Origin of the sequence: Clostridium estertheticum subsp. estertheticum, from assembly GCF_001877035.1 — a bacterium.
GTDB lineage: Bacteria > Bacillota > Clostridia > Clostridiales > Clostridiaceae > Clostridium_AD > Clostridium_AD estertheticum.
In genome coordinates, this window is sequence record NZ_CP015756.1 from 1149923 (window position 1) to 1174616 (window position 24694).

Below are 24694 nucleotides of genomic sequence, written 5' to 3' on the forward strand. Positions count from 1 at the left end.
TTTTATACAAAATGTGTGAAAATATAAAATAGTCTAAGAGGGGTGATATTATGAGCTTAAAAGGGAAAGTTGCAATAGTTACAGGAGCATCTAGAGGAATAGGCAAAGGAATTGCTATGGAACTTGCCAAAAACGGGTGTTGTCTTGTGATAAATTATAAAAGTAATGATGAAGAGGCTGAAAAAACTTATAAGGAAATTAGAGAACTAGGGGCTTATGTCTTAATGATTAAAGGTGATGTAAGCAATTATGAGTTTGCAAAGCAGATGGTAAAAACCACTGTTGAAAAATTAGGGAAAATAGATATTTTAATAAATAATGCAGGAATCTCGAAGGTTGGTTTATTTATGGATCAGGAGCCTAGCTCGTGGAATAATATTTTAGATGTAAATTTAAAGGGTACTATTAACTGTTCTCATAATGCCGTAAAAGAAATGATAAAACAAAAGAGCGGTAGCATAATTAATATGTCTTCAATGTGGGGAGAGGTTGGTGCTTCTTGCGAGGTTATTTACTCTGCATCTAAAGGAGCAATTAATGCTTTTACAAAATCATTAGCTAAGGAACTTGCACCTTCTAATATTAGAGTAAACGCTATTGCACCAGGGGTTATAGATACAGAAATGAATAAGTGGCTAAGTGAAGATGAACGTACAAATTTAATAAATGAAATACCTATGATGAAATTTGGAGAAATTTCAGATGTTGCTATGCTTGTAACGTTTTTAGCAAGTGAAAACTCAAAATATATTACAGGACAAGTAATAACTATAGATGGAGGATTCTTATAGTTGATCCAAAATAATTTTAACATATTTAACATATTTATTAAATTATTCATTTTTTCTTAATGAATAGTTAATATTTGAATCTGTTTATATGTTATAATCATACTATCATTTATTGAATAAATCGTATGAAATGAAAGAAGGCTAATATTATTATGGAATATGCAAAGGGTAAAGATGTAATTTCAAAGTTATTCAAAACAGCTTTAACAATAGGTGCTTTTATTGTATTAGCAATAACAATACCTTTTATAGCTATCTTTGCTATTAGAGCCTTATTTGTAATTGTAGTTTTCGGAGTTTTAGTATGGTATAGTTTAAAATTAGTAAAAAGTGTTAAGAAGTTTATCTACAAATCAAGTACAAAAAAAGATGCTACAACAAAATCTAATGTTTTTAGTAGTGATGCAGATATAACAAATACTAATGATGTTAATTACGATGATAGTGTTATTATTGATGTAGATTATGAAAAGGTAATATAATGAAAAAATCAAGTCTATAACTATAGTTAAAGGACCAATCTATAATATAAGATTGGCCTTTTATTTTTTTATAATATAAAGGAATTTAATAAAACGTTTATGAAGCAATAAGGTATTAACTTTATGACGTATATAAGGAGGGCGCTATGCAGGTAGAAATTATAAAATATGTACAAACTATTATATCTCCATTTTGGGATACATTTTTTCAACTAGTTACAATGACTGGAGAGGAATCTTTTTATATTATTGCAGCTGCCATAATATTTTGGTGTGTAAATAAAAAATTTGGGTATAAATTAGGTTTTGCATTACTTACAAGTACAATAGCAAACATTATTTTAAAAGATATGATTAATGCAGCTAGGCCAATAGGAGTGACTGGAATAAGGTCGCTTAGAATAGAAACAGCTACAGGACAATCTTTTCCAAGTGGTCATACACAGGGGGCTACGACATTTTGGATTTCTTGTATTATTAAAGTGAAAAGAAAGTGGATTTATATAGTTGGAATTTTAGCAATCATTTTAGTGAGTATTTCAAGGCTCTATCTTGGACTTCATTATCCAAGAGATGTAATTGGTGGAATAGTAATTGGAATAATATGTGTTATTATTTCTAATTATATTTTTGACTATGCAGAGGAAACCAAGAAAGCATGGGTATTAATGATAATTATTGTACCTACACTTATTGGAATGATACTCTTTAGAGAAAAAACATATTATACAATAGCAGGAACGGTATTAGGATTTTTTATTGGATATATATTAGAGTCCCGATATGTGTTGTACGAAGTTCGAAGTAGTATATTAAAGCAACTGATGAAATTGGTATTTGGATTAGCAATTCTCGTGACCTTAAAAGGTATGTTAAAGGTAATTCTTCCACTTAATATATTTTCTGACTTTCTTAGATATGTTGTAATTGGATTGTGGATCACAGTGGGAGCACCGTGTATTTTTAAAAAATTTATTAGGTAGGTTTAACTAAGTAGAATATTTTTTTTAAAATAGTAAAACCTATGAATAACAATACAAAAAAGGGAGATGTTTTTATGCCTAAAGATAGCCAACCAGATAATAAGTTTTCTAGATTAGTAAAGAGTAATTATAATACTCCTATAACTCGTGAAACTGCGAAAAATCAAAATGCTACAAATAAAAAGCAATCTGCTGATAGAAAATAAAAGCATTAGAGCATATAAACGTTGTTTATGTGCTTCTTTTCTTATATTGAAGAAAAACATAGAACAAAAGATAATTTATTTACATATGAAAATTTTGTGGTTTTATAACAAATAAGAGATTATTTATTGCATTATCTTAATACTATGTTAGAATTTATATATGACTATTTTAGGAGTAAGTATTTAATATTACGTTTATACTGTGAAGTCTAGAGCTGCAGCATGTCTGTAGTTTTTTATATTTTTAAAAACAAAGATTATGTTAGTAATGGTTTCTGCAAAGCCTTAGATATTATTGTATTATTTAAGAAGGAGTGAATGAATTGAGTTTTAATGTATATAATACCATGACCAGAAGTAAAGAAGAGTTTATACCTTATGTAGAAGGAAAGGTTGGAATGTATACTTGTGGTCCTACAGTTTACAACTACGCACATATAGGTAATTTGAGAACGTATATTTTTGAAGATGTGCTAAAAAAAGCATTGGAGTATTCAAAGTTTAAAGTTAAGCATGTAATGAATATTACTGACGTTGGACACCTACAATCAGATGGGGATGAAGGTCAAGATAAAATGGCTTTAGGAGCAAAGCGTGAACATAAAACTGTGTGGGAAATTGCTAAGTTTTATGAAGATGCTTTTTTTGAGGATTGTAAAAAGCTAAATATAAAAAGACCAACTATCGTATGTAGAGCTACAGAGCATATTCAAGATATGATAGGATTTATAAAAAAACTTGAAGAAAAAGGATACACATATGTTTCAAACGGAAATGTATATTTTGAAATTGATAAATTTCCGGATTATGCAAAACTTGCACATCTTAGTTTGGATGAACTTGAGGCTGGTAGTAGAATAGAAGTAGACATTAATAAAAGAAATCCACTTGATTTTGTATTATGGTTTACAAATTCTAAGTTTTCTAATCAAATTATGCAGTGGGAGTCACCATGGGGCAAAGGATTTCCAGGCTGGCATTTAGAATGTTCTACTATGTCTGTTAAATATATTGGTGAATATTTAGACATCCATTGTGGAGGAATTGATCATATTGCTATACATCATACTAATGAAGTAGCTCAATCAGAAGGAGTACTTGGACATAAATGGGTAAAATACTGGATGCATGGAGAGTTCCTAGTCCTCGACAGTGGAAAGATGTCAAAGTCTAGTGGAAATTTTTTAACAATATCTAGTCTTGAAGAAGAAGGATATAGCCCTCTTGATTATAGATATTTCTGTCTTCAATCTAAGTATAGAAAACAATTAGTGTTCAGTTTTGAGAGCTTAAATGATGCAAGGAATGGTTATAAAAAACTTAAAGAAAGAATTGCAATTGTTTTAAGTGCTATCAATGAAAATGATATAGTCAGTGGCGAGAAGATTTTATCATACAAAGAAAAGTTTTCATCATTTATCAGCGATGACCTAAATATAGCGAATGCGTTTACTGTACTTTTTGATGTTTTAAAGGACACTAATCTTAATAATAAGGAAAAATCTATTCTTATAGAAGATTTTGATAAGATATTCACACTTAATCTTATGATAATTGAAAAAGAAACTACAGATATAGATGAGGAACTTATAAATAATCTTATTATTGAAAGAAATGCTGCAAGAGCAAGTAAAAATTGGGCAAGAGCAGACGAGATAAGAGATGAGTTTATAGCTATGAATATTGAGCTTCTTGATTCTAAAGAAGGGACAACTTGGAAAGCTAAATAAAAATAAATATAGTGACATCTTGTGTTTGCATGTAGTGTAAAGGTTAAACAGTTAATAATTGTTTAACCTTTATATTTAGTTTAGATTTTTATAATGCACTATAAGATAATTTAGATTATAATATTATGTGTAGTTAAAAGCATAGAGAAATATTATTAAGTAGAGGTGATGGATATGGATAGAGTAAATTTAAAAGCATCAATAGTAATTGCAATTATTGGTATAATTTTAATATCAGTCATATATTTTAGACCGGTAAGCATTAATAGAAACTATAGTGGATATATGTATGATGAGAATAGTAAACTCGATAAAGCAGTAGAAATTAATCTGGATGGAGAATTAAAAAAGAACTTATCCCTTAATTATGTATTTACAGGAAGTATAAAAGTGGATGGTCTAAAAAAACAGGTTGTATTAAAGAGGATATGGGCAAAATACAATGTTTTTAAAACTGTAGAATATAGCGCTTTTATAGAGACTAAAAATGATAAGAGTGGTCAATACGAGGTAAATGGAACAGTTAATACATCGAAAAATTTCAATGAAATACTTATAAAATTAGATGATGTAGACAGTAAATACAATAGTAAATTTGATATTTGTGGACCAAGTAATACAAGAGAAGAGGCAAAGGGTATTATAACAAAACTAGAAAGAAATGATTAATGATAATAAAGTATTAAGAGTGAATGGAGGAATTGTAATGTCGAAAGGAATGGTTTTGAAACTAGAGCCATATTTAAGCAAAAAGATATGGGGCTGGGAGAAATGGGTACTTTCATGTCATGAAGATGGAAAATCGACAGTAAAAGAGGGGATTTATAAAGGGCAAGAATTATCTAAACTGTTAGGTTGTGGTAATGATTTCCCTATATTAAATAAAATTATAAAGGCGGAAGATACTTTATCTGTACAAGTACATCCCAATGATGCTTATGCTAAAAGGGTTGAAAACGCTAATGGAAAGACAGAGTGTTGGTATATACTCGAAGCAAAAGAGGGTGCAACTTTAGTATCGGGAATAAAGAAGGGCCTAAATAAAGAAAAGTTAAGACAAATTATAAAAGAAGATAAATTAGAAGAGTATTTAGAACGCATTTATATTAAAAGAGGGGATTTCATTTATATACCAGCAGGTACAGTACATGCTATAGAGTCTGGTGTAAAGCTTATTGAAGTACAGCAAAACAGTAATATTACTTATAGGCTTCATGACTGGGGACGTGGTAGAGAGAAACATATTGAAAAATCCCTAGATGTTATAGATTACGAAGGAAAAAATAAAGGTGGAAGAATCGAAAGCTTTGTAAAACTCGAAACTCCTTATTTTAAAGTTGAAAAAATCACTGTTAAAAGTAATTTTATAGATATTGTTAATGAAAGCTTCCATAGCTATACAGTAATAAGTGGTGAGGGAATAATAAAAGCTAACAAAAATCAAATGAATCTAAAAGAAGAAGAGACAATTTACATATCAAAAGGGACAGAATATGTACTTGAAGGAAATATGGAATTACTCAAATCAAGTGTGTAAAAGAATTTAAATAAAAAATATAACCTATGTGACATAAGTTATTAAAAGGAGGGTTTAAATAATGAAACGAATGAAATTACTTAAAAAAAGTATGATATTATTTACATTGATTTTTGTTGTTTTCACTAGTGGATGTGGTAATATAGTGCAGAAAAAAGATGATACAACCTCTAAAGATGTTAAAACGCAGACGAAGGTTGTTACGGAAAAAGGAGTCAAAGATAAAAATCCATTGGTTACTATTGTAATGGAGGATGGTTCAACTATAAAAGTAGAATTATATCCAGAAATTGCACCGAACACTGTTAGAAATTTTGTTTCTTTAGTTAATAGTGGTTTTTATAATGGATTAAATTTTCATAGAGTAATACCAGGGTTTATGATACAAGGGGGAGATCCAAAAGGAACAGGCACAGGTGGACCGGGTTATGCAATAAAAGGTGAGTTTAGCGAAAATAATTTTAATAATGCATTAAAACATGAAAGAGGAGTTATCTCTATGGCCAGAAGTACTGACGCGGACTCGGCTGGTTCACAATTTTTTATAGTGGTTGCAAATTCCACAAGTTCTACTGCTCTAGATGGTAAATATGCTTCATTTGGTAAGGTTACAAAGGGTATGGAAATAGTAGATAAAATAGTTTCTGTAGAGACGGTAGTTCCTGAGGGAAGTGTAGAAAAGTCAAAACCGAAAAAAGATCAAAAAATGAAAAAAGTTACTGTAGATACTTTTGGAGTTAAGTATGGCGAAGTGCAAAAGGTAAAATAATTAAATCATTTTAAATATTAAAAGTATATCTTCCTATAAAATGAATTTATAGGGAAATATACTTTTTTTAAAAAAATAGTTATGGATATTTTAGCTTTAACATAGAACTTATAACTATGGATACTTGTATGAAATTATATTTATAATTTATGTTACCTAGGAATTTGATTTTGATTACCAAATACCGTTACAAACTTAATTGAGTATATATCACACATTATTAAATTATTGGTACTACTTTCTTTAAGGACAATAAAACTAATGCCAACTTCTTGTAAAAGGCCTTGTCTATCTTGAAATGTATTAGTTCCAAGTAAAAAATCAACTCTTATATATTTACCAATTTGAGATTTCAACCAGCCTTGATTGTAGAGTGGATTATTTACTATGGGTGAGGTAGGGCCAAGATCGAAGTCTTGTGTAGTAGTGGGCGTTTGACTAGCAGTAGATGCTCCAGGCATAGGCCCTTGCCTGGAGTCATCGTTCATACCAAATTTTGGCATAGGAGTCATTGGTGTTTCTAAAGACGATGAATCGGTGTTCCACATTGGAGATTGATTAAAATTATTAGGTGGTGATATAAACATAAATATCCTCCTTAAGAAATTATATTATTGTTTGAAATATGGTAAGTTCAATTTTATTTAAGTAGTGTAATAGCGTGCTGTTGGATTGTAGAAGCAATGCTGAAGAACTGAGACTTGAAAGGTGCCACTACCATTAAATGGAAATTCATATGGACAACCAGGTAGGTATGGATTAAAATACCATAAGGATTCACCTGTTGAATATAATCTGTTTCCAGCTAAAGCCCAATCAGCAATATCATAATGTATTTGTTCTGGTGGACTTGACCAAATTGTTTGAGGATTAGCCATACCGCCAAGTACAGAAGATACACAATCAAATTGGCCTGTTTGAAAAATAACTTTTCTTAAATCACCTTGACCTATTCTAAGATATTCACCATCGGCTACATTAACTCTGTTCATAATTACAGAGGCAACGGCTTTCATTCCATTTTCGCCCTCCCCACCAGCCTCACATTTTATTATTCGAGCCAATAACTCTCTAGCACTGTAAGCCATCTTTAGTCATCTCCTCAATTAGTTTTACAGTATTATTATATTCATAATATTAATAATGGTACTTAAATAATGAAAAAAACATTGTAATAAATTTAGAAATAATATCTATAACATATGGTAAATTCATTGAAAGTTTGGTACAATTGCATTGTATTTGTAATCTTATTTTTAAGACAAAATAATTTCTGGTAAAAGTGCAATAGCAAATATACAAGAGGTGGATTATGTTAAATAGTGGAGATATATTAGACGGAAAATATGAGGTAATTAGAACCCTAGGAAAAGGTGGAATGGGTGTTGTTTATTTATGCAAAAACATAATACTTGGAAATCTTTGGGCGATAAAAGAAGTAATACAAGATAAAAAAAATATAGATATTTTAACAGAAGCTAATATTTTAAAAAATTTAAATCATCCAGGTATTCGGAAAATAATTGATACATTTTATTCGAATAACAATTTATATATGGTTCAGGACTATGTAGATGGACAAACATTAAAGGAATATGTTAAGGCAAACGGTATAATACAAATAGAAAAAATTTGTAGGATAGTATCAGATTTATGTGATATTATAGGCTATTTACATAATCAAAATCCAATCATTATATATAGAGATATAAAACCATCTAATATAATGATAATGAAAAGTGGAAAAGTTGTGTTAATAGATTTTGGTATTTCGAAAGTTTATAAGAATGATATGTCACAGGATATAGATATGATATGTGCGGGATCTAATGGTTATGCAGCTCCAGAGCAATACGGTTCAGGGAAATGTTGCATGCAAACAGATATATATGGAATTGGAATGTTAATATACTTTATGGTAAAGGGGAGGACTCCGTATACAGGCATAGAACCTCTTTTGGATGAAAATTATGGACCGGAAATTAATAATAAACTGAAAAAGATAATACAAAAGTGTGTAAAAATTGATATTAATGAGAGATATGCCTTAGTAGAAGACTTAAAGGAAGCTATTTCAAATATATTACCAAAGAATGAAAAAGTAAAATTAGAAATCTTAAATAATTCTAATATCAGCAAAAGTGTAATTACAAAAAAAGTTAATATTAAAATTATAAATAAGTCTATGTACGATAGGTCTATTAGGATCTTTTTCTGCTTTACATTTGCAATTATAGCGAGTATTTATATTTTGTATGGGAATAAAAAAGAAAGTACACTTTCGAATACTGCAGATGCAAAAGAAATAGTTAGTCCTATAGTGGGATCATCAAGCATAGAACAAAATTCTATAAAGGAATTTATAAAGAAACCGACAAGGACAATTAGGGTAGTTCCGACAAAAGGAATATCTAGTTCAATAGCTCAATGAGTTAAAAAGAATATACCATTCTTCTGAAATGTCGTTAAATCAAATTAATAGGCGATTATGGGAGTTAACTTATATTAATCTCTGGCAACGGTTACGATTGCGTAATTTGTTATTAGGAGTTGTTATAATATAATGCTATAATAATATTATTAATGAAGTAAAATGAAAGTTTATGATGATTTTAAAACAATTAATGTGGGGGAATAATGATGAAAAGAAAAATATTACCATTACTTATATCAATTGGGTTAACTATGTTTGTAAGTATCTCAGCAATAGCTGCGCCATTATCACAGCAACAGGACTCTTATAGTTTAGCACAGAAGAATTTAGAAAAATTAGAGTTATCTATTGAGAATCTAGATTTTAATATTGAAAATATCTACTCTGGGATTGACAAAGCAAAATATGATATCATTAGTACTCAAAAGAAAATAGATCAAAATACAAAAGATATACTAGTTGCACAAAGCAATATAAAAGTGGAACAAGCCCTATTTAATGAGCGAATGAGATCCATGTATATGAATGGTGCAGGTAGCTACGTGGAAATATTACTCGACTCAAATGGAGTAGGGGATCTTATTTCTAGAGTGGAGAATATAAAAAATATTGTAGAATATGATAACAAAATTATTAAAGGATTAAATGACAAAAAAGAAGCTATTGAAGTTACTCAAAAATCTCTAAATGCTAATAAGGTAAAAGTTCTAGCATTAAAGGTAAATAATGAAAATAAATTGGACAAGCTTAGTGCAGAGAAAAGAGTACAAAGTAAATTAATTGTTGAATCTAAAAAACAGCAGGAATTACATAAGGATGAAATATCACAAACATCTAAACAGGATGTTGTTATGAATACTCAGAGTGTTAAACAAATTACTCCATCAAGAGGTAATGTGGTAAGGGAAGTGGAAGCTGAACCTAGCACGCAAGGAAGTGCACCAGGGCAATCATCATCAACTAGTTCAAATGCAATAATAGAATATGCTAAGACATTTTTAGGGACACCGTATCAATGGGGTGCTAATGGCCCAAATACATTTGATTGCTCAGGCTTTACTAAATATGTATATGCTCATTTTGGAATCGGTATGGGTAGGACTACATATGACCAGATAACTCAGGGTAAATATGTGTCTAGAGATAATTTACAAGCAGGAGATTTAGTCTTCTTTGGAACAGGAAGTCCTCATCATGTTGGTATCTATGTGGGAAATGGTTCATATATACATGCACCTCAAACAGGTGAAGTAGTAAAAATATCACAGATGACAAGAAGCGATTATATGTCAGCAAGAAGATTTAAATAATATATCGTACAATAATAACAAAAATGAATAGATAAATTTGTTCATATAAAAATAATTTCTTTAATACCGTGCTTCATTTTAAATAAGGTGTTAAAGAAATTATTTTTTTCTGTAATTAGCAAGAAGCAGGTCCACCATCGCACTATAGCTTTTTAGGCCGGATCTTTGACTTGCAGATTTAAGATAAGTGTCATTGATTCCTTCACTAATTTTTTCAATACGACCAGAATAATTTTTCCAAAAGTTTTCATTATAGAGCATATCATTAAGCACACCTTTACTACAAACTGAAATCAGTTCCTTATATTTTTGAGGATCATATTGTCTTAATGAACCAAGTGAATATGTTAATGCTGCAAGTGTACCAGAATATTTAAAATTTATATCAGGATTATTTATACAGGCTATATAAGCAATAAAGTTTGCTTCATCTTCTTTTGCAAAGCCTATTTGATGAGCCATCTCATGAGATATCGTAAAAGGTAGATATGAATCAGGTTCTGCTATATTGATATTTATTTCACTTGTAAAGGGAAAATAAAAACCTGTAATCCCCGTATAACACATTTGATGTGAGAATAATATGCCCTTAGGTGCTCCATAAGTGCCTTTTAATATTACGAATTGTAATGAGGCCTTATCATATCCTAGGTGAGCAGTTTCCAAAATGGCTTTTTTGTTATTGGAAAGTTTCATTATACCGTTTTTATTTTGACTTATTTTCTCCCTTAATGTATTTGAACTAGTTATAAGGTCTTTGCATAGAAGTGCAAGTTCATTTGTGGTTGAATTATGAACATCTAATTTGAGTGTTTTAGCTAGTGGAAGCCTTTGATAGTTAAAACCCCACAAAAGTTGGAATGAAAAATATATTAGTCCTGATATTGCAAGTGCATTTAATAACATATTTTTTAGAATTCTTTTTCTTTTATTTTTGTGTCTTAACAAACTAAAAATTGTTTTAGAAATATACAATAATACAAACGCTGAAAAAGATATAATTATACATTCTGCAAGAGAAAAGGGGAAAAAGTCTGTAATAGAACTTATAGTAGTAACAATTATTTTATAAATAAATAAGGAATAAAATCTCTCTGTAAAATTTGGATATACCCTACACAATTGAGTGAGTGAAATACCTATTGGTAAAAGTAAAATTAAAAATAATTGTTTTCTAGATAAAGAAAATTTCATAAAAAACTCCCTTTCATACATTATAAGTATATATTGCAATTATATAGATTGATTTGAAGCTAGAATAAGTCGTATAAAAAGCTCCAAGCATAAATTTTACTTGAAACTTTTTATACTATTATTTTTGCTTCAATAAGTCTCTGATTTCACGTAATAATATTTCTTCATTGGAGGGACCTTTTACAATTATTTTTTCTGTCTTTTTCTTTTGGACAGATTGTATAACTTTTATAAAGATAAAAAGTGAAAATGCAATTATTAAAAAGTTTATTACAGATTGAATAAATAATCCATAATTGATTGATACAGCTACTCCACCAGATATGGATGAGGGTATATTATATTTTAAACTAGAAACATTGATTCCACCTATTATTATACCAAGTATAGGGGTTATAAGATCAGTAACTAAAGAAGCAACTATTTTAGAAAATGCACCGCCAATAACAACAGCTAATGCCAAATCTAAAACATTTCCTTTAAGAGCGAAGTCTTTAAATTCTTTAAACATATGTAACACGCCCTTCCAAAGTATGTTTTAACGGCCCAGGAGATGATTTAACTATTTAGATCTATCGTATTTCCAAGAAGCTATCCCACGACTTAGATGATATATATTTTTGAAATCATTGTCTGCCAAAGTATCTACGGCTATTGGGCTTCTTCTACCGGATGCACAATAAACAAGTACTTTCTTTTCTTTATATTTATCAAGTTCATCAATCATTGACGTAAGAACTTGAACTGGAACAAGTTTTGCTCCTGGAATGTGACCACTATCGTATTCCTCTTTACTTCGTACATCTAAAATAACAAATTCTTTGTCATCTTTTATAAGATCATAAGCTTCTTTTGCACTTACATTTTTAACATTTGAATCAAACATAATTTATGCCTCCTTTTGATGAAAAATCTATAGTATTAGTATATCATCTGATAGATAGATAGTAAAATGTAATAAATATATGAACATAATAAAGAACATTATTTAATTACTTTTGTGGTTTTTGAATTTCTATTTTTAATTTTTGCTAAAATAAAAATAATTAAAGGAATTATAACTGCAAAAATGAAAGCGTAATATGGGTATATATCTGAAGCCCAAGATTCCATTTCCATGGTGCTTTTAAAAATGAATAATGAAAAGCTTAACATCAAAAGAGCTACAGGCGATGCAATAAATTTATAATCATTAAACCCAAACACTTTAGAAATACCATTACAAACTGCGAGTATACATATACTTATTTTAACAAACACGCATACTAAAAATTCAACGATTACTGTGGTTTCAAGTCTTTGAATCAAATCACCATAATGGATAAGGCTTATGACCAAGCTAGATGGAAAATATACTCTAGATATGGTTTCACCTCCTAGCACTAAGATATTTCTAAATGTTGCTACGAAAACCAAGCCTCCACCTAATAATAAGCCTAATAAAAATGTTTTCTTATAATTTTTTATTTTAGCTATGTTTGAAAATACCATCAAAAAAACTACAGCTTCAGAAAATGGAAAAGCAAAACTCGAGAAAGCCCCTTTTAAAACTGGGTCGATACCATCTCTAAGTATTGGTTTTAAATTGCTTATATCTATTAGAGATGTTGATAAAGAAGATATAGAAATAAATATTATAAATACAACCAAAATAAAAAACTCAGACCATCTTCCTAAGACTTCGATACCTGCTTTTACACTCCATATAAGCAAAATTGTTAAAAAAAACATAGGTAATATTACTGGTGTATCGGGTAAGACTAAGGCATTGGTGAATTCTGATAGGTTCCTAAGAACTAAGGTTCCAAGATGAAAGGCAAACCAGATCATTAGTATATTTATTATATTTCCTATAAACTTTCCCATAAGCAGTTTTGTTATATCATATAAATCTTGTCCAGGATATAAAGATAAAATATTAGAATACATAAGGTATAATATACAAGCCCATAAGATAGCGATAATTATTGAAATCCATGCATCTTGTTTTGCAATGCCACCTGAACCAATCAAAAAAGTGCTTCCAATTAAGAACATTATTATAAGTATAATTCCTTGCCTTACAGATATCATTTCGTTTTTCATTTATTTCTCCCATCTTGATTACCATAATTATAAACAGTAATACGAAAACTAGTTAGTACTACCCAATATAGATAATACAATATTTTTTATTAGATTTGATGGACTAGGCAAATGAACGCCTAAGTATAGAAAAACATTAACCATCATTGAAGATAGAATTAGAAAAAAGTAAAATATTAATTTATTTTTATTTCTTTCTTTAAATAATAGTCGGGATTCAAAAAAACTTAATATGGCATAGAAAATTATTATAAGTAAAAACATTTATAAAATCTCCTTTAATTAATTTTTATAGGGATAGGCTTTTTTGTTCTACCACTACCCTTTATTTGTAAGTGTACATTAACATTAGTTTTTATCTTTGTAAAAAGGTTTTCTCCCTTATTTCTGAAGTCATCATATGCCTTTGGGTTCTCTTTCTCAAAGATATCACCCAGACCTAAAACATCGTTATCATAATTTTTTTGTATTTTACTAATTAAAGATTGAATATTATTTTCGATTTGTTTTTCTGTTTCACTCTGAAGTGTTTTTAAATATTCTTCGTTCATAAAATCTTTATTACCTTCAACTTCAGCTATAATTACAACTGGGTCTATATCAATTGTAAGAGAAGCTTTCCCATTTCTATAATGAGGTGTTAATTTAGTCTTGTTTTCAAATATTTCTAAGGTTACGTTTGTGTCAGAACCGGCAACTTTTTTTAAGGGAATTAAACCTTCTTGTATTTTATTCTTAATCATAAGCATGTATAAAGTTTCAGTACCATCTAGATATCCTACAAGCTTATCAGACTTAAATATAGCAGATCCATCCACATGGGAGGTTATTATATCATCATCAAGTTCATTTTTAACTGTAGCTACTGTTTGACAATGTCCTTTTAATGATAATTTGTCAACAAAGGACCATACTCTCGAAGCAGGAAACTTAGAAAGTAGGTATTGCAGATTCATAGTATCGTCAAGATTAAAAGAAGCTATCTGATTAGGGTTGACAGTTGATTTTAAAATTTCAGAGGCATTATTACCCTTTGATATCAGAAGCCACATATCTGGTCTAAGATCAGAATCACGATTTACCCAATCAAGTACAGGAAGTACACCACTATTTGCCACTGATTCGCTTATTATTACTACCTTTGCTTGACTCCAAAATAGTGCTAACCCAACTTTTGATACCATAGTTCTTTCTGCATTAAATATACTGTAACCTTCTGAGGTGTAGGTTTTAGAACTTGTGGTGGAGGAAGCGCCTTGAGATTCTGAAGTTATAAGTTCTATTGTAAGGATATACTTACCTGATAGGATATCTTTATCTACTGCCATACCGGCTACTATTCCTAATTTATCTATTTCACTATAGTTCCAGCACCCACAAAACATAATAGGACATATAATTATAATAGAAATTATTATTACTATTTTTTTCTTCATGTGAATGCCATCCTTTTGTTTTTTATCTTTATTATTTCTTCATTCGTTTTTTATTTTTTGAAAACATCTTCGGTCTTAAATACATATCCCACCAGGGAGCCCTAATTACTGTATCTTTTATATCTTGAGCAGAAAAAGAGGGTACGTTAGTCATATATGGTATACCAAATGAACGGAGTGACATCATATGAAGAACTAAGCCCATAACGCCAAAAATATAACCATAAAAGCCTAGGAAAGAAGATAAAATTAAAAAAATTATTCGTATAGAAACTACACCCAAAACTTGAGGTAGCATAATACCTGCAATCCCAGTTATTGCAGTAATCTCAACTACGGGGGCACTCACAAGTCTTGCATTAACTGCAGCATCACCAAGCACTAAGGCGCCTACTATGGTAACAGCTCCACCAACATTTTTAGGCATCCTAAGACCCGCCTCTTTAAGTATTTCAAATATGATGGTCATACTAAGCACTTCAACAAGTGAAGGAAAAGGTACACCTTTTCTTGCAGCATATATACTTATAAGGAGCGGAGTTGGAATTAGTTCTTGATGGAAAGTTACAAGGGCCACATAAATTGCTGGAATACTTGTTGAAATAAAAAAGCATAACCAACGTAAAATTCTAATAAAGGAGGAGTATAAAAAGTTGTCATAATAATCTTCATTACTCTGAAATACCTCTACAAAAATAGTTGGGAGAGTTAAAATAACAGGACTTCCATCACAGATAATTGCAAACCTACCCTCGAGGAGCTTACCTACTACCACATCAGGCCTTTCAGTATTAATAATGGTCCTAAAGGGAGAATAGGGAGCGTCTTTTATAAGTTCTTCTATATAACCAGAATCTAAAATACCATCAATATCAATACTATTTAGTCTTGTCATTAGTTCTTTATGAATATCTTCTTTTGCTATGCCATCAATATAACATATACATATTTGCGTTTTGGTTTGTTTACCAATTCTCATAAATTCAAATTTTAAATTTGGATTTATAAGCCGACGCCTAAGAAGTGTAAGGTTTAAATTCATTGATTCTGTAAAGCCTTCACGAGGACCGCGAACTATAGTTTCTGCTTGAGGTTCCGAAATTGATCTAGTTTGCCATCCAATGGTGTTTATAGAAATTACCTGATCTATTCCATCTATGAAAAGCATAGTTTTACCGTATATAATTCCATTGATTATATTATCAACAGAGGAGTTTTTTTTGTTATCCGCAGTTAGAAGCACCCGTTGTATTAGAATATGTATAATATTACTATTGTCAACTACTGGTATATCGTTTAATAGGAGTGGTTTTATAACATCCTCGTTAATTACTTTTAAATTTACCATTCCGTCAATATAAATAATCATACACTTAGGGTTGTTATGTTTTCCAATTGATAGAGATCTATATACGACGGTTGTATCGTTAATGAAAATATTTTTTATTATATTAATATTTTCATCTAAGGATTTTGATAGTTTTATATTTGAAAAATCATTTGTATTCATAAGTTAAATCATCTCCTGGGGAGCTGCAATATTAACGACTTCAGAAGGAGATTAATACACCACTGAAGTTTTCTATTTGTTAGGGTATGTAACTTCCAATTATAATAGTGGGAGACTTTCTTTGTGAAATGTCTTTAAATATCCTTTATATTATAATAACTAACTATATATATACTTTATCCAATTCCTAAATATTTTAGTCACAGATATATATATCAAATGGATTTAAAGACATTTCAGAAGTATTCATTAAAAGAGATTTAGTTAATATACTTAATAATGAAAGTTAATCATTAGGAGGTAGCTTATGTATGGCGAATAAGTATACAATGAATGAAGTACTCAATACTTCGCTACCGGTAGTTGCGGAGATAACAATATATACATTAATGTCTATATTTGATTTAATGATTATAGGGAGATATGGTGGAAATATAGCGGTAAGTGCTGTAGGGTTAAGTAATAATTTAACAAATGCATTTATAGAAGTATTTATTTCAGGAGGATTTTGTATAAGTATTGTTTCGCTAGTTTCTAGACTAGTGGGTGCGGGGAAATATAAAAATGCTGAGAGATTCGCGTCATTAGGATTTATTTTAGGAATTGGGTTTTGTTTAATTATTACAATAGTAGTTTTTTTCTTTGGTAAAGAGCTTCTTTATTTACTGGGGGCTAGGAATGAAATACTTAAAATAGGATATTCATATATAAAGATAAACTCTGTAGGCTTATTTTTTTTCATGAGTATGAGGCTTTTAAATTCCATTTTAATAGGATATGGGAATACTTTCATACCATTTGTATGTTCTTTAATTGTACTTTTTATAAAGATTATTCTGAATTATTTATTAGTTTTTGGTATCGTGTTTAATACAAGGGGAATAGATGGGTCAGCTATAGCATCTACAGTGGCTTATTTATGTGGATTTGTTTTTTGTTTTTATTATACTGTATTTAAATCACAAGTTAAACTCAAATTAATCTATGTTTTTTCTGTATGTTTTAATGATATTAAAAGAATACTAGTACTAGCTATTCCATGTTCAATGGAAGAAGCAGCTTTTAGTATCAGTAAGCTTATGTGCGTTTCTGTTATAATTAAATCTGGGAGTGTTTCATTTGCAGCTGATGCAATAGCTAACATGATAGAGGGTATCTCAGTTATGCCAAGTATTGGCTTTGGCATTGCGGTTATTACTCTAGTAGGTATTAATGTCGGGAAAAGAGATTATAGGCAAGCGAAAAAAGTTGCGTTTAACTGCGCATTTTACGCAGCAGCTATGATGAGTATATTTGCAATAATATTCTTATTTATGCCAAATCTTTTAGTGGATTTATTTGTAAATAATAATGAGAAAAAAGTTGCTTATTTAGCAGGAAAGTGTCTTGCAATTGGAGCAGCAGAGCAGCCTTTTATAGGCTTATCATTAGTATTTGCAGGAGCACTAAAGGGGATAGGTGATGTAAAGAGTCCATTTTTAATTAGCTGTTTTACAAGTTGGATTATAAGGTTACCATTAACATATTATTTTATTAATGTTTTAAATTCCTCAATTACAGCGGTTTGGTGGATAACTGCATTTCAATGGGGAGTAGATGCACTACTTATGTTTATTTTCTTTGAGTATAAATCCAATAAAGTATCAAATGGATCAAAAGGGAGTCTGATTTAACAAGCTCCTTTAGAAAATATTAATAAAACAAAAAAATTGCTATTTATTTTGATGTAGAAATTTATCTGTTTTTATTTATAATATCTATTAAAATCTTCATTCTTTCATGGATATTTGGCTTTATATTATCACGTTTATAATGCAAATCATTTGGATCTAATAGGTAACTATGAGTTATTCCAAATAGTTTTTTATTTTCATCAATACCTTTTTGAAGCATTTCTGAAAGCTTTTTAGTATTAAAATATTCAAGTCTTAATTCTTCGGTTTCATTTTGTGCGTAAACAGATAATGGAGTTAATTCATTTTTTATCACTTTATATTCAGGTCTGTAAACATTGTGGGATTCATACTTAATGTCAGTTAATTCATTTAATATCTTTGTTGTATTATCATCTATAGAAAAATATCCTCCGCGAAAAGCCTGGATTGGCTCAATTCCTAATTTTAAAATATATTCATAACAATATTTTATTATAAGTTTTTGCTGGTCATAAGAGTAGTACGATAATAAATCTTCATCGCTTTTTATAAATGTACAATGTTTTTCTATTTCTTCCGGTAGATTATTTGGATGAATATGAAGGCCAAATATAACTTTATAATTGTTTTTTATCTTTTCAATTAGATTCACTTCTTTCAACATTTGAGCGAAGTAGGGAGTTATAAATAAAAGAGTATATATATTGTTTTCAGAATTTAATTTTAATAACGATTCTAGGTTAAGGACATTGTTTTTTAAATTTTTATCGAAATTGTATCCTTCACAATCTATAGTTAAAATAAAATCAAAATTTGTTTTTTTAAGATACTTATCTAAAAAATATTTCATAAATTATCACTACCTCCTAATATAATATTGCAAACTTACAACTTGCATTGTATAATCAAGTTGTAAGTAAGCAACAACTTAATTATACGGTTCAAATTGTTACTTGTCAAAAATTAATAAAAAGTAATATTATAGTTATTCATAATACAATTCAACTATAAATACACTCAAAGTTTAAACACTTCAAAATAATCTTTTATTGTTATATCTAATATTCAATTATAAAGAAAATTAAAAAACAAACGGCTTAATGATGTTGCATGCAGATGACGATTTTATCCCACAGAGGAATAGGTAGGGGAATAAAAGTTAATATATGTTATTTTCGTGACCGCAAAATAAGGAGGATGATTTTATTGAAAACTATAAGTTTTCCAAGAATGCATAAAGAAAAAAATGAGAAAAGAGATTTTTTACCATCATTGATTGGTATACTTAAAAAAGAAAATGTGCAAGTATTTCTGGAAGAGGGATATGGTCTAGCATTAGGTTATACAAATGAAGATTATTTAAAGGAAAATAAAACAATACAATTTGTATCTAATAAGGAATGTTATGAAAAAGATATCGTTGTAGTTTTAAGGTCGCCAGAGTTTAAGCAAATCGACTATATGAGAGAAGGCAGTATTTTGCTAAGTATGCTTCATTATCCTACTAGGGCTACTAGAGTAGAAAAGCTTAAAGAAAGGGGCATATTTGCTGTTTCGATGGATTCTATCAGAAATGATTTTCTTGAAAGAATTGTTGTTGATTATGAGGGTACATCAGGAAATGGAATTAATGTTGCATTTACAGAGCTTGCTAAAAGTTATAAAAGCGAAAATATTTGCGCGAAAAAACCTATAATTGTGAGCATAATGGGTATGGGACGAGTGGGACTTACGGCAGCGAAAATGGCAGGTAAATATGGTAATAATAAAGAAAGTGAAGCAATACTTAAGGAAAAATCGAAGGGTGTACTTGTTAATATGTTACCAAGAAATATAACAGATGATAAAAAACAGATGATAAAAATATTAGCAAAGACAGATATTTTAGTGGATGCAACTACTAGAAATGATGCGACAAAATATATTGTTACAAATGAACTAATCGGATATTTAAAGGATCATTCTATAATTTTAGATTTAACGTCAGACCCATACTTAACAGATGTTTTCCCTTTCCAGGTGAAGGCGGTAGAAGGTATACCACATGGAACATTAGATAAAATTGTTATGTACCCAAATGATATTGAGTATAGTGATGTGCCAAAGTGCATCGAAGTAATTAATCAAAGGACAGTTGTAAGTTGTAACGCATGGCCAGGGGTTAAACCAAAAGGTAACATGGATTTATATGGTAAACAACTTATATACATTATACAAAATCTTATAGGGTACTCTTCTAGCGACTTTAATTTAAATAACAATGATTACTTTAATAGAGCAATATATAGAGGAACTATTGAGTGTTTTGAAGAAAGCTTAAATGGCTATGAAAATGAGGTATCAGAAATAGTAATGTAATTATAAAGCTGTGAATTAGACATTCACAGCTTTATAATCATATACAATACTTTTTAACTGGTTTTGTTAGTAAATCCATCAATGCAAGATACCAGTTCAGCTATTTCAGGCTTGCTTAGTTGAGCATCTGCACCAACTGCTTCTCCTTTATGTTTTAAATCACTTGTAATTAATGAGGAGAATAAAACAACTGGCAATTTTCTTAGAATAACATGTTCTTTAATTTTCCTTGTTAAGGTATGACCATCCATTTGTGGCATTTCAATATCAGTTATAAGAACTTGGACATCTTCCATAAATTCGATTCCTTTTTTTGAAACTAAATCCAATAAATAATCTAAAGCTTGCTTTCCATCATTAAATATTTTTAAGTTAACAAAACCGGCTTTAATAAGAGTATCATTTAATAATTTTCTAATTAAAGGAGAATCATCGGCTAGTACAAGCTTAACATTAGACCTATCTTTATAATCTATATCAACTATTCTGTCCTCACTAATTCCAGTAGAAGGGCTGATGTCGGTGACTATTTTTTCGAAATCTAACATTAATATTATTTTATTGCTTAAAACAATATTTCCTATAACTAGTGAATTAGTAGATATATCATCTGGTTTTGTTATTTGTTCCCATTTAATACGGTGAACACCTACAATGCTATCAATACTAAAGGCCACTTCAATTTTATTAAATTCACAAAGAATAATCGGTGATTCAATTTCGTTTTTATGTTGTTTCTCTAAAACGTATCTTAAGTCAATTAAGGTTATTATTTTATCTCTATACAGCGTAAGTCCTGCTATGGCAGGATGTGATTCAGGGAGTTTCGTTAAATTGCTTGCATTTATTACCTCTTTAACTTTTATAATATTAATTGCATAAAATTTATTATTTATAATAAATTCAAGTATTTCAACCTCGCCAGTTCCAGATTCTAAGAGTATATTATTAGTATTCATATTTTCCCCCACTTTCAAATAGATATAAAGATAGTATTTCATAAAAATTATATGTACTTAATATCTCGAACAAAACTGCTATAACTTTACTTTTAAATGAAAAGTCGAATTTAAAATAATAAAATAGAATATAAAAGTGAAATTCTTAAGCTAAATATGGTAAACTGTATAGTACGTAGAAAAATGTTAACAGCATTATTAGAGGGTGAAGTAAATTTGATATTAAATGGCGGATGGATAGAAACTACAGAAGGTATGCATACATTTATATTGTGGGGCGAGAGTGGCGAAACTAAATGTACAAGAAGAGGTAGGAAACCTAAAAATGCACTTCCACTATATGAAAAAATGTCTTCAGTTATTGAACTTAGAAGTATTATTAAAGAACAAGCAGTAGACATAAAACATGGAAAGTATAAATACGATTTTGAATCTAAGGATCTTCTTAAGAGAGAAATTAGGGGGATTGCTTTTAATAATTTAGATGCATTCGATATGATTTTAAATATAGATAGAAACAATCTTTACGAAATTGAGTTATCAGGGGAATTAAAATTTTGGATTATAGTAGCTAAATTTACAGCTGAGCTAATAATAAAACATAAATATTTACCATCATTAACTATTGATCGGGTAAATAAAAAAGTGAATTCTCAGTGGAGATGGCATACAAGTGATCCTAAGTATATTGATAAGAAAAAGATCTTATGCAGTAATATGCCTGCAACTTGTAAATCATATTTTGATCTAGAAAATCAAGAATTTGTGTACACAAATGCTACTAAATTGGTAAGCAATTTTATGGATTGTATGATTGATAGTATGGTTAGAAGTAGTTGCACTGGTATAAACAATGAGACTAATAATTTAGAGGATGGTTTGAGTAACTTAAGTAGTAATTGGATGTTTTCTCTTTTCTCAGAATTACCGGATATGCCTATTTCCACAAGTGATCAGATAAAAATACTAAAGGAATATAAGAAATGGATAGAACCTATAAAGATTAAGAATAATAACTTTAAATTTCGAACATGTTTTAAGGTTAATCCACCAAGACGAGAAGAGGATTGGACAATAGAGTATTTGCTTCAAGATAAGGATGATCTTAGCCTAATGCTACCAGCAAAAATGATTTTTGAAGAGTCTGTTGATACAATAACATATTTGAATAAAAAATTTAATAATCCGCAAGAGAGGTTACTTGAGGATTTAGCTGTAGCATCAAAGATATTTATCCCTATTGAAAGGAGTCTATATGATTCAGTGCCAATAGAATGCAAGTTATCTGAGGAGGAAGCCTATTCATTTTTAAGAGAATCAGCTTATTTTTTGAAGGAGAAAGGGTTTGGTATTATTACACCAGCTTGGTGGAAAAAACCTTCACGGCTTTCTGTTAAATTAAAAGATAAAAACCACACTACTAATACTAATTTAGCGGTAAAGAGTCTATTTAATATGGATACTATTCTTGAATATGATTGGAGATTAGCATTAAATGGAAATGAAATAAGTGAGAAAGAATTTGATAAAATATCAAATTTAAAGGTGCCATTTATTCAGTTAAGGGGTCAGTGGGTACAGGTTGATATACATCAAATTAAGTCACTTTCTAAGATGAAAATGAATAAGGGGCTTAATGGAAAGATTCCAATGGGAGAATTATTAAGACTTAACTTAAGTGATGAAGAAATAGTTCCTGGAGTTAGTGTTGATAATATGGATAATCAAGAAGCTGTTGGAAATTTTTTTGAAAAATTATTTAATTTAAATAATATAGAGCAAGTTAATATTCCAAAGGGTTTTAGGGGTACTCTTCGTGAGTATCAAAAAAGAGGTTTTTCATGGTTAACATTTCTTAGAAACCATGGTATAGGGGCTTGCCTTGCTGATGACATGGGGCTTGGAAAAACAGTACAAAGTATATGCCTTATGCTTTATGAGCGGGAAAAGAAGTTAACTGATAAACCAACCTTAATAATATGTCCCACATCTGTTGTTGGAAATTGGGAAAGAGAAATTGAAAAGTTTGCACCAGGTCTTAAATCTGCAATTCACCACGGAAATAGCAGATGGAGTTATGAAAACTTTAGCAAAGAAATACATAAAAATGAGGTTGTTATTACAACCTATGCGCTAATAGTAAGAGACCGAGATTTATTTCAAAAGGAAGAATGGGCGGGGATTATATTAGATGAAGCACAAAATATTAAAAATAGTGCGTCAAAACAAACTCAGTATATAAAAACCCTTAAGGCGGAATATAAAGTTGCATTAACGGGAACACCAGTTGAAAATAGACTATCAGATTTGTGGTCTATTATGGACTTTTTAAATAAAGGATATCTATACAATTGGTCAACTTTTAGAAGTGAGTTTGCAGTCCCAATAGAGAGGGATGGAGACCCTAAAAAAAGTAATAAACTGAAAAAAATAATTTCACCATTTGTATTAAGAAGACTTAAAACTGATACAAACATTATTCGCGATTTACCAGATAAAATTGAGACGAAGGAATATGCATCTTTAACAAAGGAGCAAGCTACTTTATACCAAGCTGTGGTAAAGGATTGTTTAAATAAAATTGATGATTCTGAGGGTATTCAAAGGAGAGGACTTATTATTTCTTCATTAACAAAATTCAAGCAAATCTGTAATCATCCCGTACAGTTTTTAAAGGACAATGGCGAGATTGAGGGTCGATCTGGAAAACTTGAAAGGCTCCTCGAAATGCTAGAAATTGTTATTGCAGAAGGGGATAGGTCACTGGTATTTACTCAATTTGCAGAAATGGGACATATTTTGGAGGCGGAAATTGAGAAGAAACTAGGAGTAAAAACATTGTTTTTACACGGAGGAACGAGCAGAAAGAAAAGAGAAGAATTAATTAATATATTTCAAAATGACACGAGTGAGCCTATGGTATTTATATTATCATTAAAAGCTGGAGGACTTGGTTTAAATCTAACAAAAGCTAATCATGTATTCCACTTTGATAGATGGTGGAACCCTGCTGTAGAAAACCAGGCAACGGATAGAGCTTTTAGAATAGGGCAAATTAAAAATGTGCATGTGCATAAATTTATATGCATGGGAACTCTTGAGGAGAAAATAGATCAAATGTTAGAGCGTAAACAGGCACTTGCTGAAAGTGTAGTGTCAACAAATGAAAATTGGATATCAGAGATGAGCAATAAGGAGCTCCGTGAATTATTTATATTAGAGCATGACAATAAAATATAAAATTCACAGATAACA

Annotated in this window: 23 protein-coding genes; 13 read left to right on the forward strand and 10 right to left on the reverse strand. The window is 29.9% G+C overall.

Annotated elements, in window-relative coordinates:
• The first annotated feature begins 50 nt into the window (after positions 1–50).
• The 8 genes from ymfI (at position 51) to A7L45_RS05475 (ending at position 6498) form a co-directional block, all read left to right on the forward strand.
• Entirely contained in the window at positions 51–791 is a 741-nt protein-coding gene (ymfI, locus tag A7L45_RS05445) for an elongation factor P 5-aminopentanone reductase (protein WP_071611829.1), read from the forward strand.
• 152 nt (positions 792–943) lie between these two features.
• Entirely contained in the window at positions 944–1273 is a 330-nt protein-coding gene (locus A7L45_RS05450; protein WP_071611830.1) for a hypothetical protein, read from the forward strand.
• A gap of 146 nt (positions 1274–1419) precedes the next feature.
• Positions 1420–2256, forward strand: a complete 837-nt coding sequence (locus tag A7L45_RS05455) for a phosphatase PAP2 family protein (protein WP_071611831.1) — start codon at positions 1420–1422, stop codon at positions 2254–2256.
• A gap of 74 nt (positions 2257–2330) precedes the next feature.
• The gene (locus A7L45_RS24045) at positions 2331–2462 is read left to right on the forward strand and encodes a hypothetical protein (protein ID WP_257786566.1); all 132 of its coding nucleotides are present in this window, start codon (positions 2331–2333) and stop codon (positions 2460–2462) included.
• A 323-nt stretch (positions 2463–2785) separates the two neighbouring features.
• Positions 2786–4192 carry a cysteine--tRNA ligase gene (gene cysS, locus A7L45_RS05460; protein WP_071611832.1) on the forward strand — a complete coding sequence of 469 codons (1407 nt, stop codon included), beginning with the start codon at positions 2786–2788 and terminating at the stop codon, positions 4190–4192.
• 174 nt (positions 4193–4366) lie between these two features.
• Positions 4367–4861: a hypothetical protein gene (locus tag A7L45_RS05465; RefSeq protein ID WP_071611833.1), complete on the forward strand. Its 495-nt coding sequence runs from the start codon at positions 4367–4369 to the stop codon at positions 4859–4861.
• Positions 4854–5729: a type I phosphomannose isomerase catalytic subunit gene (locus A7L45_RS05470; RefSeq protein ID WP_236900471.1), complete on the forward strand. Its 876-nt coding sequence runs from the start codon at positions 4854–4856 to the stop codon at positions 5727–5729. Before A7L45_RS05465 ends, A7L45_RS05470 begins: the two co-directional genes overlap by 8 nt.
• A gap of 61 nt (positions 5730–5790) precedes the next feature.
• Positions 5791–6498, forward strand: a complete 708-nt coding sequence (locus tag A7L45_RS05475) for a peptidylprolyl isomerase (RefSeq protein WP_309249077.1) — start codon at positions 5791–5793, stop codon at positions 6496–6498.
• Between the two features lie 152 nt (positions 6499–6650).
• On the opposite strand, the gene A7L45_RS05480 is transcribed toward A7L45_RS05475, so the two are convergent.
• Both A7L45_RS05480 and A7L45_RS05485 read right to left on the reverse strand, forming a co-directional pair.
• Positions 6651–7085, reverse strand: a complete 435-nt coding sequence (locus A7L45_RS05480) for a hypothetical protein (protein ID WP_071611834.1) — start codon at positions 7083–7085, stop codon at positions 6651–6653.
• A 57-nt stretch (positions 7086–7142) separates the two neighbouring features.
• Positions 7143–7586, reverse strand: a complete 444-nt coding sequence (locus A7L45_RS05485) for a cell wall hydrolase (protein WP_071611835.1) — start codon at positions 7584–7586, stop codon at positions 7143–7145.
• Positions 7587–7810: 224 nt separating this feature from the next.
• Between A7L45_RS05485 and A7L45_RS05490 the strand changes: the two genes are divergently transcribed.
• Both A7L45_RS05490 and A7L45_RS05495 read left to right on the forward strand, forming a co-directional pair.
• Positions 7811–8929 (forward strand): serine/threonine-protein kinase, encoded by a 1119-nt coding sequence (locus A7L45_RS05490; protein ID WP_071611836.1) that lies wholly within the window; start codon positions 7811–7813, stop codon positions 8927–8929.
• A 206-nt stretch (positions 8930–9135) separates the two neighbouring features.
• Complete coding sequence (locus tag A7L45_RS05495; RefSeq protein ID WP_084647364.1) at positions 9136–10242, forward strand: C40 family peptidase; 1107 nt, start codon at positions 9136–9138, stop codon at positions 10240–10242.
• A 99-nt stretch (positions 10243–10341) separates the two neighbouring features.
• Here A7L45_RS05495 and A7L45_RS05500 read toward each other — a convergent pair whose 3' ends face one another.
• The 6 genes from A7L45_RS05500 to A7L45_RS05530 all read right to left on the reverse strand — a co-directional run bounded on the left by A7L45_RS05500 (position 10342) and on the right by A7L45_RS05530 (position 16467).
• On the reverse strand, positions 10342–11436 hold the full coding sequence (locus tag A7L45_RS05500; protein WP_071611838.1) for a DUF3810 domain-containing protein: 1095 nt from the start codon (positions 11434–11436) through the stop codon (positions 10342–10344).
• A 118-nt stretch (positions 11437–11554) separates the two neighbouring features.
• Positions 11555–11956: a large-conductance mechanosensitive channel protein MscL gene (gene mscL / locus A7L45_RS05505; protein ID WP_269466335.1), complete on the reverse strand. Its 402-nt coding sequence runs from the start codon at positions 11954–11956 to the stop codon at positions 11555–11557.
• Between the two features lie 42 nt (positions 11957–11998).
• Positions 11999–12322, reverse strand: a complete 324-nt coding sequence (locus A7L45_RS05510) for a rhodanese-like domain-containing protein (RefSeq protein ID WP_071611840.1) — start codon at positions 12320–12322, stop codon at positions 11999–12001.
• Between the two features lie 98 nt (positions 12323–12420).
• Positions 12421–13521 (reverse strand): GerAB/ArcD/ProY family transporter, encoded by a 1101-nt coding sequence (locus tag A7L45_RS05515; RefSeq protein ID WP_071611841.1) that lies wholly within the window; start codon positions 13519–13521, stop codon positions 12421–12423.
• 278 nt (positions 13522–13799) lie between these two features.
• Positions 13800–14957, reverse strand: coding sequence for a Ger(x)C family spore germination protein (locus tag A7L45_RS05525; RefSeq protein WP_071611843.1), 1158 nt, complete (start codon positions 14955–14957; stop codon positions 13800–13802).
• A gap of 31 nt (positions 14958–14988) precedes the next feature.
• Positions 14989–16467 carry a spore germination protein gene (locus tag A7L45_RS05530; RefSeq protein WP_071611844.1) on the reverse strand — a complete coding sequence of 493 codons (1479 nt, stop codon included), beginning with the start codon at positions 16465–16467 and terminating at the stop codon, positions 14989–14991.
• A 311-nt stretch (positions 16468–16778) separates the two neighbouring features.
• On the opposite strand from A7L45_RS05530, the gene A7L45_RS05535 reads away from it, so the two are divergent.
• Entirely contained in the window at positions 16779–18140 is a 1362-nt protein-coding gene (locus A7L45_RS05535; RefSeq protein WP_071611845.1) for an MATE family efflux transporter, read from the forward strand.
• 61 nt (positions 18141–18201) lie between these two features.
• Here the strand turns inward: A7L45_RS05535 and A7L45_RS05540 are convergent, their stop codons facing one another.
• On the reverse strand, positions 18202–18972 hold the full coding sequence (locus A7L45_RS05540; RefSeq protein ID WP_071611846.1) for a polysaccharide deacetylase family protein: 771 nt from the start codon (positions 18970–18972) through the stop codon (positions 18202–18204).
• Positions 18973–19328: 356 nt separating this feature from the next.
• Between A7L45_RS05540 and A7L45_RS05545 the strand changes: the two genes are divergently transcribed.
• Positions 19329–20480 (forward strand): Rossmann-fold NAD(P)-binding domain-containing protein, encoded by a 1152-nt coding sequence (locus A7L45_RS05545; protein WP_071611847.1) that lies wholly within the window; start codon positions 19329–19331, stop codon positions 20478–20480.
• A 53-nt stretch (positions 20481–20533) separates the two neighbouring features.
• Here the strand turns inward: A7L45_RS05545 and A7L45_RS05550 are convergent, their stop codons facing one another.
• Complete coding sequence (locus A7L45_RS05550; protein ID WP_071611848.1) at positions 20534–21439, reverse strand: chemotaxis protein; 906 nt, start codon at positions 21437–21439, stop codon at positions 20534–20536.
• A 156-nt stretch (positions 21440–21595) separates the two neighbouring features.
• On the opposite strand from A7L45_RS05550, the gene A7L45_RS05555 reads away from it, so the two are divergent.
• On the forward strand, positions 21596–24679 hold the full coding sequence (locus A7L45_RS05555) for a DEAD/DEAH box helicase (RefSeq protein ID WP_084647366.1): 3084 nt from the start codon (positions 21596–21598) through the stop codon (positions 24677–24679).
• The last annotated feature ends 15 nt before the right edge of the window (positions 24680–24694 follow it).